8 protein-coding genes are annotated in these 12395 nt (G+C 60.9%); 7 read left to right on the top strand and 1 reads right to left on the bottom strand.

The annotated features are described in order from the left end of the window. Positions 1-94 precede the first annotated feature (94 nt). The 7 genes from LNV08_RS01560 (at position 95) to LNV08_RS23025 (ending at position 9709) form a co-directional block, all read left to right on the top strand. Complete coding sequence (locus LNV08_RS01560) at positions 95-559, top strand: hypothetical protein (protein ID WP_414858663.1); 465 nt, start codon at positions 95-97, stop codon at positions 557-559. 50 nt (positions 560-609) lie between these two features. Beyond that, positions 610-972: a response regulator gene (locus tag LNV08_RS01555; protein ID WP_263531893.1), complete on the top strand. Its 363-nt coding sequence runs from the start codon at positions 610-612 to the stop codon at positions 970-972. Between the two features lie 24 nt (positions 973-996). Beyond that, the gene (locus LNV08_RS01550) at positions 997-3147 is read left to right on the top strand and encodes a chemotaxis protein CheA (protein ID WP_263531892.1); all 2151 of its coding nucleotides are present in this window, start codon (positions 997-999) and stop codon (positions 3145-3147) included. 48 nt (positions 3148-3195) lie between these two features. Then, a complete protein-coding gene (locus LNV08_RS01545) occupies positions 3196-4719 on the top strand; it encodes a methyl-accepting chemotaxis protein (RefSeq protein ID WP_318014080.1) in 1524 nt (507 codons plus the stop codon). 108 nt (positions 4720-4827) lie between these two features. Further along, positions 4828-5301: a chemotaxis protein CheW gene (locus LNV08_RS01540; protein ID WP_263532283.1), complete on the top strand. Its 474-nt coding sequence runs from the start codon at positions 4828-4830 to the stop codon at positions 5299-5301. A gap of 140 nt (positions 5302-5441) precedes the next feature. Next, positions 5442-7598, top strand: coding sequence for a methyl-accepting chemotaxis protein (locus tag LNV08_RS01535; RefSeq protein ID WP_263531891.1), 2157 nt, complete (start codon positions 5442-5444; stop codon positions 7596-7598). 44 nt (positions 7599-7642) lie between these two features. Next, the gene (locus LNV08_RS23025; protein WP_318014079.1) at positions 7643-9709 is read left to right on the top strand and encodes a methyl-accepting chemotaxis protein; all 2067 of its coding nucleotides are present in this window, start codon (positions 7643-7645) and stop codon (positions 9707-9709) included. Positions 9710-9801: 92 nt separating this feature from the next. On the opposite strand, the gene LNV08_RS01520 is transcribed toward LNV08_RS23025, so the two are convergent. Continuing rightward, the gene (locus LNV08_RS01520; protein WP_263531890.1) at positions 9802-12366 is read right to left on the bottom strand and encodes an ABC transporter permease; all 2565 of its coding nucleotides are present in this window, start codon (positions 12364-12366) and stop codon (positions 9802-9804) included. Positions 12367-12395 lie beyond the last annotated feature (29 nt).

Genomic DNA, 12395 nt, shown 5'->3' with positions numbered 1-12395 from the left:
CGTTCAAGCAACGGGTCGCCGTGGGTTGCTTGAGTTGCCCTCCTTCTTTTGAGGCGGCTTTGGCCCCGCAAGGACCCATAAGCATGGAGCAAAGATGCCGATGAATGAATCAAGCGATCCCTTCGACCCAGGGATGACCCCTTTGCTGGCGGCCGCCGAGCTGCAAGATCACCTGATGACGGTCACCCATGATCTGGAGCGCCTGCAACGCTTGCTGGACGATGCGGGAGAAGCGCTCTCCATGCATTTCTACAGCGCCTCCAGCCATGTTCATGGCTTGATCCAGCAGTCCGGCGAACAGACCGACAGTGCCCACCACCCCGTCTTGAAGAAAGTCATCGAAGACATTGCCGGCGCCATCACGGCCTTGCAATTTCAAGACATGGCCACGCAGTTGATTGCACATACCAGCCAGCGCCTGCGCAACTGCGCCGATCAGCTGGCCCGCGATACCTTTGGCGACGACGAAGACGGCGAATCCGTCGTTGAACTCGCACCCTTGCGCCCCAACCCGGTCACTCAAGACGAGATGGACGCGGGTTCGATCGAATTGTTCTAAAGAAACCTGTTCAGTTACCGAAATCAGCTTGATACCCCGGAGAGACAACAATGCACTCAATCCTTGCCGTGGACGATTCGGCCTCGATGCGCCAAATGGTCGCCTTCACACTCAAAAACGCTGGCTTCAACGTCGTTGAAGCAGTGGATGGGCAAGACGCGCTCGAAAAGTCGACAACACGCGACTTCGACTTGGTCCTGACCGATCAAAACATGCCGCGCATGGACGGGATTAGCCTGACCAAGAAATTGCGTGATAACCCCAAGTTCAAGACCACCCCGATCCTGATCTTGACGACCGAGTCCAGCGACCAGATGAAACAAGCCGGCCGCGCCGCAGGCGCCACCGGCTGGCTGGTGAAGCCCTTCGACCCAGCCAAGCTGATCGAAGTCATTGGCAAGGTCATTCGCTAAACCGTCGTCAAATTGGAGTAAAGCATGGGAGAAATGACTTCCGAGGGCGCCAGCCTGAGCGCTGGAATCGACCTCAGCCAGTTTTACCAAGTCTTCTTCGAGGAGGCGGGCGAGAATCTCGACAATATGGAGCAGATGCTGCTCAACTTGAATATCGAGACCGCTGACGACGAAGAGCTCAATGCCATCTTCCGCTGCGCCCACTCGATCAAGGGCGGCGCAGCTACCTTCGGCTTCAGCGATGTGGCTGAACTGACGCACCAAATGGAGACCTTGCTGGACAAGCTGCGTCGCCATGAGCTGCAGCCTACCTCGCCGATGGTCGACACCTTGCTGCAATCGGGCGATGCCTTGCGCGCCCAGTTGGGGCGCCACCAGGGCTCCGGCGCAGCGGCCGTTGACACCACCGATCTCCTGAACAGCATTCGCGGCTTTGTGGAGAGCGAACAAGCCGACTTCGACGCGCCGGTCGCCGCTGCACCCGCACCCGCACCCGCCGCTGTCGCGGCGCCGAAAGCCCCCAAGGCAGCCCCCGTCAAGCCTGGCGTGCGTGAATTGGAAATGCGGGTCGGCCCTCTAACCGATCTGAGTCTGGCCGACAACTTGGTCGATCTGTTCAAAGAGATCACCGACCTCGGCACGATTGAGCCTTTGGACGGCGGTGTGGCCGCCGACGGCGTGCGTCGCTTCAAAATACTAACCAGCAGCTCGGACGGCGATTTGCTCGACTTGTTCACCTTCCATGTGGCACGCGAGCAAGTCAATTTGCTGCCCTTCGGCCCAGGTTTTGGTTTCCACGAGGGCTCGCCCGGCTCGCCAGCCGCAGCAGCGCCCGCAAGTTCAACGGCGGCTCAAGAGGCCGAGCTGGGCTATGGCTTTTTTGACAATGCGCCGGGTGTTCCCGAACAGACCACCGCCAGCGAGCTGAAGGTACAAGTCGAAGCGGCCAAGCCCGCCGTCGTGGCGCCCGCAGCAGCGGCTCGCCCTGCGAGCGGACCAGCGGCCGGCATGGAACAGTCAACGCTGCGCGTCTCGATCGAAAAGGTGGACCAACTGATCAACCTGGTCGGCGAATTGGTCATTACGCAGGCCATGTTGGCACAGAACAGCCGCGATGTGGCGCCGGGCCTATATCAGCAACTGACCTCCGGTCTGGCCGATCTGGAGCGCAACACGCGCGACTTGCAAGAGTCGGTGATGTCGATCCGGATGATCCCGATGTCCATCGTGTTCAACCGCTTCCCGCGCATGTTGCGCGACTTGGCTGCCAAGCTGGGCAAGAAGGTCGAGTTGGTGACGCAGGGTGAAGCAACCGAGCTGGACAAGAGCTTGGTGGAGAAGATCACCGATCCGCTGACGCACTTGGTTAGAAACAGCTGCGACCACGGCATCGAAATGCCCGCCGACCGTCTTGCCAAGGGCAAGCCCGAGCATGGCACGATCACCCTGGTCGCTTCGCACCAAGGCGGCTCCATCGTCATTGAGGTACGCGATGACGGCAACGGCTTGAACCGCAACCGCTTGATCAAGAAGGCACGCGAGAAAGGCATCGACGCGCCTGATTCGATGAGCGACTCGGACGTCTGGAACTTGATCTTCGCGCCGGGCTTCTCGACCGCCGATCAGGTCACCGATGTGTCCGGCCGCGGCGTCGGCATGGACGTGGTGAAGCGAAACATCACTTCCTTGGGCGGCACGGTGGAGATCGACTCCGCTGAAGGCTACGGCATGAAGGTTTCGGTGCGCCTGCCGCTGACCCTGGCCATCATGGACGGCATGAGCGTAGGCGTCGGCGAAGAGGTCTACATCTTGCCACTGTCCTCGGTGATCGAGTCCTTCCAAGTGCAGGCCGACACCATCAAGACCGTCGCCGGCTCGGGCCGGGTGGTCGAGGTGCGCGATGAATACATGCCGGTGATTGGTCTTGAAACCATCTTCCAAGTGCCTCGCTTTGACTTCGAACATGTCAGCACCATCATGGTGGTCGTCGAAGCCGAAGGCGGTCGCGTTGCATTGCTGGTGGATGAACTGCTGGGCCAGCAACAAGTGGTGGTGAAGAACCTCGAAGCCAATTACCGCAAGGTGCCCGATGTATCGGGCGCCACCATCATGGGTGATGGTCGGGTGGCCTTGATTCTCGACGTCGGCAGCTTGGTGCGGCGTTCGCGTCATTAACGCCCTCCCTTTTTCACGCATCACTTATTCAGAAAGCCTCCAAAAAATATGAGCGCATTGATCCGGCAATTCAGCATTCGCACCCGCATGATCGGAGCGATCGCGATGGTTTTGGGCCTGCTGCTGCTGGTGGGTGGCGTCGGTTATATGGGCATGAATACGCTGCGGGATCACAACCAGCAGATCGTTGAAAACTCATCCGCGCTCGCCAAGCAGGCCGCGGCCTTGACTCAATTGATGGAGTCTGGCGCGGCCAAGGAAGGTGGCGCCCAGCAAGAAAAGCTGCTGAGTGAAATCAAGGCCTCGCTGAAGCAGAACGCGGATTTAGCGCAAGCCCATGGCAAGGGCGCCCGGGACAATAGCTTGATGACCTTCATCATCGTGCTCAGTCTTGGCGCCATCATCGTCGTGCCCTTGACCTTGCTGAATATGCAAAGCATCTGCACGCCCTTGGCACAAGCCGACGCCTTGGCCAACGCCATCGCGAACGGGGACTTGACCGGTTCATCCGAAGCTATCGAAGGCCAGGACGAAGCTTCCCACCTGATGCGTTCGCTGCAAAACATGCAGCAAGCCCTGCAGGGATTGGTGAGCCAATTGCGCACGTCGGCAGACAGCATTCGCACTGCCTCGGTGGAGATCGCCTCAGGCAACCAAGACCTGTCCAACCGCACCGAACAGACTGCCTCCAACCTGCAACAAGCCGCATCGTCCATGGTGCAGCTGACCGGCACGGTTCGTCAGACCGCCGATTCGGCCCGCACCGCCAACCAGCTCGCCACCTCGGCCTCGCATGCGGCGGCCAAGGGAGGCGAAGTGGTCGGCCAAGTGGTGTCAACCATGGACGACATCAACACCAGCTCGAAGAAGATCAGTGACATCATCGGTGTGATCGACAGCATTGCCTTCCAAACCAATATCCTGGCCTTGAACGCTGCGGTGGAAGCGGCCCGAGCCGGCGAACAAGGCCGCGGCTTTGCCGTCGTGGCCAGCGAAGTGCGCTCCTTGGCGCAGCGTAGCGCCGAAGCGGCCCGCGAAATCAAGACTCTCATCGGCGCAAGCGTTGAGCGGGTCGAGGTAGGTTCGCGCCTGGTGCAAGAAGCCGGCTCCTCGATGACCGACATCGTTTCCAGCGTGCAGCGCGTCTCCGACATCATCGGCGAGATCACGGCGGCCGCGAGTGAGCAGAGCGACGGCATTGAGCAGGTCAACCAGTCGGTTGTGCAGTTGGACCAGATGACCCAACAAAACGCCGCGCTGGTGGAGGAATCTGCCGCAGCTGCCGAAAGTTTGAAAGACCAAGCCGAACAACTGGCCGAGGCTGTGGGTAAATTCCGCACCAGCAACGAGGCCAAGCCGCTGCACCGGGCGCCCAAGGCCAGCGCGAAAACGCCCGTCAAGAGCAGTCCGGCCAAGGCAGCCCCAGCGCATGCGGTCCATAAAGCGGCGATGAGCAGCAGCCCGAGTCCCGCGCCGCGGCCCGCAGCGCCGTCAATTTCAGCGTCACCGGCCCCAAAAGCCAAGGCGCCTGCTCCGTCCAGCCAGAGCGAGAGCGAGTGGGAATCCTTTTAAGTTCTCTTCCTTACGTCACCCATCCATCCCGTACAGATAACGAGGTAAGCCATGGAAACCACCCGAGATAATGTTCCGGCCTTGCGCCAAGAAGCCGGCAGCCTGGCAATGAAGAACCGCGGACCGTCCAGCGGCGAGTTTTTGACCTTCCGCCTGGGCGCTGAAGAGTACGGCATCGATATCCTGAAGGTTCAGGAAATCCGCTCATACGAGCCGCCCACCCGCATCGCCAACGCGCCCGACTTCATCAAGGGCGTCGTCAATCTGCGTGGCGTGATTGTGCCCATCGTTGACTTGCGCTTGAAGCTGGGATGTCCTTCCGCCGAATACAACAGCTTCACCGTGGTGATTGTGCTGAACGTCAGAAACCGTGTGGTTGGCGCGGTTGTCGATTCGGTTTCCGACGTGTTGGAGTTGAACCGCGACGCGATTCGCCCCGCGCCTGAACTCAATTCCACTTCGGTGGACACCAGTTTCATCACAGGCATTGGCACCGTCAATGACCGCATGCTGATTTTGATGGACATCGAAGGCCTGATGAGCAGCTCGGACATGGGTCTGATGGACTCCCTGACGGTTTAAGGGTTTAAAGACCCTAAGGCCCGAAAGCCTGAAGGTTTGATTTCCTCATCGACCCCGTCAGTACCGAATAAGCTTGTGAGGCCGGCTCCATGCCCGCTGGCGATGCGGCCCGCAAGAAACCCACTGAGCGGAGTTTTGATATGAAGAGCAAAACCACTTCGATCGCACGCCGCGTATCGACCATAGGCGGGATCACCTTGGCGGTGGTTCTGCTCGCCGTCAGTGGCATTGTCAGCGTCATGCTGACGCGGGTCGCCAATGAACGCGTGCAGATCTGGGTCGGTGACAAGGCGCAATCGCTGGTCGACTCCATGCACGCGATGGACGAGTCCTCGCGCATCTTGGTTGAGCGCAATTTTGGCTCTTTGCGCCAGGAATTCGGACCCAGCTTCAGCCTGGACGAAGCCACAGGGGACCTGCGGGACTGGGGTCCCAAGCTGAACGGCAATTTCACGCAAGTTGACAAATTTGCCGGCGCCACCGGCGGCGTGGCGACTGTTTTCGCAGCCAAGGGTGATGACTTCGAACGTATCACCACTTCGCTCAAAAACGCCAAGGGCGAACGCGCGATGGGCACGATGCTGGGCAAGAACCATCCTGCCTATGCAACTGTGCGAGCGGGCAAACCCTTTTCCGGCCGTGCCGTGTTGTTCGGCCGCGCTTACATGACGCATTACTCGCCCATCAAGAACGACGACGGTAAGCTGATCGGCCTGCTCTTTGTGGGCTTTGATCTGGACGCCTTTGAGGTGGCAATGGCAGGCCTGAGCGCCAACGCCAAGTTTTTTGAAAGCGGCGGCACGTTCTTGGTCGCCGCTGGCCAAGATATGTCCAAGGCCACATTTGCGGCGCACCCCACCGCAAAAGGAAAATTGGTCGCCGATTTCATGCCAGGCCTGGACAAAGCATTGACCGAATTGGGCGCCAGCAGTGACGGCTATATCTCCAGCTTCCCCAATGTGCTGGCCAGCCCAAGAGATGACAATTTCGCCGTCGTACGCAAGAGTGACAAGACGGGACTTTGGGTGGTCGCGCAAGTCTCCCGCAGCGAAGCAATGGCCTCGCACTGGGCCACCTTGGTGCCGTTTTGGATCATGCTGACCTTGACCACCATAGGCCTCGGCCTGGGGCTGTTCTGGATGATGCGCAACTGGGTCGCACGCCCGCTCGGAGCGCTGACCAACGCGGTAAGCGCGATCGCGCAAGGGGATCTGACACAGTCGGTCATCAGCACCCGTGATGACGAAATCGGCTTGTTGATTCAACAAACCGAGGCCATGCGCGAGCGCTTGGCCGACACCATTGGCACGGTACGCATGTCGGTCGACTCGATCGGCCACGCCAGCGCCGAGATCGCCACCGGCAACCAAGACTTGAGCCAGCGCACCGAGCAGACCGCTTCGAATCTGCAACTGGCCTCCTCGTCGATGACGGAGCTGACCGGCACGGTCAAGCAAACCGCCGATTCCGCCCGCACCGCCAATCAATTGGTGATGTCGGCAGCCAGCGCCGCGGCCAAGGGCGGCCAGGTTGTGGGTCAAGTCGTGGCCACCATGGACGACATCAACACCAGCTCACGCAAGATCAATGACATCATCGGCGTCATCGACGGCATCGCATTCCAAACCAATATCTTGGCCTTGAATGCTGCAGTGGAAGCCGCCCGGGCCGGCGAGCAAGGCCGTGGCTTTGCGGTAGTGGCCAGCGAGGTGCGCTCCTTGGCACAGCGCAGCGCAGCGGCGGCCAAAGAAATCAAAACCCTCATCGGGGCCAGTGTGGAACGGGTCGAAATGGGCTCCCGCTTGGTGCAAGACGCCGGGACTTCGATGACTGAAATCGTCTCGAGTGTGCAGCGTGTGCAAGACATCATCGGCGAGATCACGGCCGCTGCCAGCGAGCAAAGCGACGGTATCGGCCAAGTCAACCAGTCGGTGACGCAGTTGGATCAGATGACGCAGCAAAACGCCGCCCTGGTGGAAGAGTCAGCCGCTGCAGCCGAAAGCCTGAAGGATCAAGCCCATAAGCTGATCGAGGCAGTGTCCATCTTTCAAGTGGCCCAGTCCGCCAACGCCAGACCTGCGGCCCACAGGCCCGCCCCCTTGCCGGCGCACAAGCCCAGCACGGCAGCGCCCGCATTTGCAGCAAAGCCAGCCAAGCCGAGCGCAGCTGTCAAAAAGGCAGCCTCAGCGCCGCCCGCAGCCTCGATACCCGCAAGACCGGCCGCCCCTGCGGTGCCCGCAAAACCAGCTGCAGCGCCGCCCTCGAGCTCCAATGAGAGCGAGTGGGAAAGTTTCTAAGCCCTTCACCTATGAAAATCTGTCTTTGACTGAGGAGTGTGCTCATGTTTGATTCCATCAAGACCCGATTGATCGCTCTTTGCATAGGCGTGGTGGTCTTGGGGCTGTCCATTGCCACCGCCGCCAACTACGTCGTGGTGCGCAACCATTCGCACAGCCAAGTGCTACGAGACCTCGATACCTTGGCCGCGAATCAGGCCGCAACCATCAACCAATGGATGCGGTTTCAAAGGGATATCGTCTCTTCGCTGGCCCCAGCCGCTCAACAAGCAGAACCGATACCTTTCTTGATGCAGGCAGCAAAGTCTGGCAGCTTGGACGCCTATATTGCTTTTCCGGACAAGCGCATATTCTTTAACTCACCTCAGAATTTACCCCCTGACTACGACCCGACAGGACGCCCTTGGTTCACCCAAGCAGCAGCCGCCGGCGGCGTCATCCTGACCGAGCCCTATATGGATGCGGCCCGCAATATGTTGGTCGTAACTTTTGCGTTGGCCGTCAAGGAAGGAGCCCAAGTCAAAGCCGTGGTCGCCACCGATGTTTTCTTGAATGACGTTTCCAACACCGTCAAAGCCATCAAGCCAACCCCGAATGGCTTTGCCTTCTTGGTCTCGAACAAGGGCGACATCGTCGCCCACCCTGACACCAAGCTAACGCAAAAACCCCTCAGCACTCTGTCGCCTGAATTGGATGACAAGGCGATTAAGCTGGCCCGGGAAGCGGGTGGCGCCTGGGTCGACACGCATGTCGGCGAACAAGACTATCTGATGCGCGGCATCAGCATTCCCAATACCGATTGGACGCTGGTGGTAGCGGCAGACAAGAGTGAGGCTTTGGCCTCCCTCAAGTCCCTGGTGCGCGCCTCGGCCATTGTCTTGCTGCTGGTGATCGCGGTTGCCGGCACTTTGATGGCGGCCATGATCACGAACATGCTGCGCGGCCTCAGTCGCGTTCAGTCAGCACTGGACGAAATCAGCGCTGGCGGAGGCGACTTGACCCAGCGACTCCCCGAAGGCGGCAACGATGAAATCGCCCGCATTGCCGGCGCCTTCAATCTGTTCGCCAAGAAGATTCAAGACATTCTTCTGGATGTCAGACAAGCCAGCAACTCCATCACAACGGCGTCGAGCGAAATCGCACTGGGCGCGCAAGACCTGTCGCAACGCACCGAGCAAACGGCGGCCAATTTGGAGGAAGCGGCATCATCGATGGAGACGCTGACCAGCACCGTGCGACAAACCGCCGATGCCGCGCAGACCGCCAATCAACTCGCTTCTTCAGCCTCGGCAGCGGCTGCCAAGGGCGGCACCGTGGTCAGCCAAGTGGTCACGACCATGGACGAGATCAACACCAGTTCCAAGAAGATCAGCGACATCATCGGCGTGATCGACGGCATCGCCTTCCAGACCAATATCTTGGCGCTAAATGCCGCCGTTGAAGCGGCACGAGCCGGGGAACAGGGCCGCGGTTTTGCCGTTGTCGCCAGCGAGGTTCGCTCGCTCGCCCAGCGCAGCGCCGAAGCTGCCAAGGAGATCAAAGGCTTGATCGGCGCCAGTGTCGATCGGGTGGAGGTCGGCACGCGCCTGGTCGAAGAGGCCGGCAACTCGATGAACGATATTGTCTCCAGCGTTCAGCGCGTGACCGACATCATCGGCGAGATCACGGCTGCGTCGACCGAACAAAGTGACGGCATCGGCCAAGTCAATGGCGCGGTGGTCCAGCTCGACAAGATGACGCAGCAAAACGCGGCCTTGGTTGAAGAATCAGCGGCCGCCGCCGAAAGCCTGAAGGATCAGGCTCAGCGCCTGACCGAGGTGGTGTCCGTCTTCAAGCTCAGCAGCAACGAAGGCCAACGCGCACATGCCTACACGGCTGCTGCAGCGCCCAAGAGTCACCAAGCCTCGTCATCGTCATCCAGCGCCTCCTTCAAATCGGGCGCCAAGACCATGGCTCAAAAGCCAGCCCCGAAGGCGGCGTACAGTCCCACGCCCGCCCCTGCCCCTAAGCAAGCGGCAAAAGCTGCCGCACCTAACCCCAAACCCGCACCCGCTCCAGCCCCCTCGCCTGCCTCAAGCAACGACGACGGCGGAGACTGGCAGTCCTTCTAAACCAAGCGCACCGGCAGTAATAAGTGCCTGCGCTAACCAGCATGATCAACGGGCCCTAGCGGCCCGTTTTCTATTGGGCAGGCGTAGACAGGCTATTGGGTGTCAGCTTCCCGCAGCGTCTGCGTGACCGGACGGGTGAGCACACCGCGCAAGCTCCACCATCCCGCCGTCAGCGCTAGCATTGCCCCGGCAGCCATTGTGATCAACGGCACCCAAAAATTGATGCTCCAATTGAAACCGAACACATAGTGCGCCAGCAGGCCGCTCAATATCAGGGCCACCACGCCCGCCAAGAAACCGGCCAATGAACCCACGCCCAGCAACTCCGCTCTTTGCACCTGACCCAGCAAGCTAGAGCTGGCACCCAGCGCTCGCATCAAGGCAAATTCGCGCGTGCGCGCGTCACGGGTGCTGTTCACGCTGGCCAACAAGACCACCAAGCCGGTGGCCAAGGAAAAGGCGAACAAATACTGCACCGCTTGAATCACCTGGTTCAACACCGATTGCACCTGATTGAGTTGAGCCGACACATCCACCACGGTCAAATTCGGAAACTCGCGCGTGATTCCCCGGTCAAATTTGGCGCCAGCAGGCGCCCTGAACGCCGCTACAAAGCTGCGCGGCAGCTCAGGCATCTCCGCCCGCGGGAACATCACAAAGAAATTCACCCGCATCGAAGCCCAGTCCACCTTACGCACGCTGTTGATGCGGCCCTGCACCACCACGCCCGCAACATCAAACTTCAATTGGTCACCGAGCTTCAAGCCGAGTGACTTGGCCAGGCCCTCCTCCACGCTCAGCCCCTCGGCATCATCATCCAGCCAATTGCCTGCGACCACTTGATTGCGCGCCGGCAATTGCTTGGAGTGGCTCAGATTGAACTCGCGCTCGGCCAAACGCTGCGCGCGCTCATCCGCAAACTTCTGCGCCTGTACCGGTTTGTCATTGACGCTCAACAAACGGCCGCGGATCATCGGATAGAAGTCATAGTGCTGTACGCCACTTGCCTTCAGCCGGGATTGAAATGCGTCGGCTTGATCGGGCTGGATATTGATCACAAAGCGGTCCGGCCCATTGGCAGGCGTGGCCTGGCGCCAACTGTCGATCAGGTCGGTACGCAACAGCACCAGCAAGGCCAGCGCCAGCAAGCCCACCGCCAGCGAGGACACCTGCACCACCGCAAAGCCGGGGCGCGCGGCCACTTGACGCGTCGCCAACAGCAACCAGCGCGGTGCTTGCCGCCCACTCACACTCAGCGGTACCAGCCGACGCAAGAGGATCACGGCCAGCCAGGAAAGCAAGGCAAACAGCCCCACTGCCGCCGCGAAACCACCGGCCGCGATGGACCCCAAAACCAAGTCACCCGACAGCGCCATCAGGATCGCCGCGAAACCCAGCACCCCCGCCACCAAGACCACCATAGAGCCCGCATTCAGACTCCCCAGATCACGTCGGATCACCCGCAGCGCCGGCACGGCCGCCAGTTGCAGCACCGGCGGCAAGCCAAAGCCCAGCAGCAGGCTCAGGCCCAGACCCAGCCCCAAGGCCACCGGCCACCAGCTCGGATTGGGTAGATTCACATCCAGCAGCCCCGCCAACAGGCTGACAAAACCATGGTGCATCGCCCAACCCAGCAAGACGCCCAAGGCGCTGCCGACAAGGCCTGCCACCCCAAACTCCAGCCCATAGGTCCAGGCGATGCGACGCTGCGACTGTCCCCACACCCGCAACATCGCACAATCATCCATATGGCGCGCGGCAAAGTCCCGTGCCGCCAGCGCCACCGCCACCGCCGCCAACAGCGCCGCCAGCATCGCCACCAGGCTCAAAAACTTGCTCGCCCGGTCCAGGGTTTGGCGCATCTCGGGGCGGCCGTTCTCCAGGGAGTCGAGGCGCACGCCTCGCCAGCCCGAACGCTCAATCAAAACGGAGGCTCGCGCCACAAAACTGGCCACCGCCTTGGCATCGCCGCTATTGGATGCCAAGGCCAGACGGTAGGTGACGCGGCTAGCGGCCTGCACCAAACCGGTCGCCGCCAAGTCGGCCTCGGCCAACATCAGGCGCGGCGCGAAATTGAGAAAGCCCGCACCTCGGTCGGGCTCGGTCGCAATAACCCCGGCGATACGCAAGCTCAACTCCCCCAGCAGCAAGTCGTCCCCTTGCTTGAGCGACAGGGCCGTCAACACCGGCTCGTCCACCCACACCTCACCCCGCGCCGGCGCCTGCACCGAGCGGCCATCTTGCAGGAGCAAGCGCCCACGCAAGGGGTAAGCGCTGCCCACGGCCTTCACCGCCACCAGCCGGCTCGCCCCGCCCTGGGCCTCGCTGGCACGCGCCATGCTGGGGAAGTTGACACTGACCAGCTGCGTCAGCTTGAGCTCCTCGGCCAGCGCCAGCAACGGCGCCGGTGTGGGTTGGTCACTCAGCAGCACCGCGTCACCGCCCATCAATTGAGCGGCGTCGCGGCGCAAGCCCTGATCCAGCCGGTCCGACAAAAAACTCACCGCGCACAGCGCCCCCACGGCCAAGGCCACGGCCAGCATCAACAAACGCAGCTCGCCGGCCCGCCAGTCGCGCCAAAGCTGGCGCCAAGCCATTTGCAAGACCGTCGGCGGCGTCAAGGTTTGAGCGCGTGTTGCTTCTATTGAGGTAGTCATGCCCTGCACTGTAGCGACAGTCCAAGTCG

Origin of the sequence: Paucibacter sp. TC2R-5, assembly GCF_025717605.1 — a bacterium.
GTDB classification, from domain to species: domain Bacteria; phylum Pseudomonadota; class Gammaproteobacteria; order Burkholderiales; family Burkholderiaceae_C; genus Paucibacter_A; species Paucibacter_A albus.
Note: the sequence above shows the minus strand (reverse complement) of the source record. Positions and strands in the feature narration are given on the sequence as shown.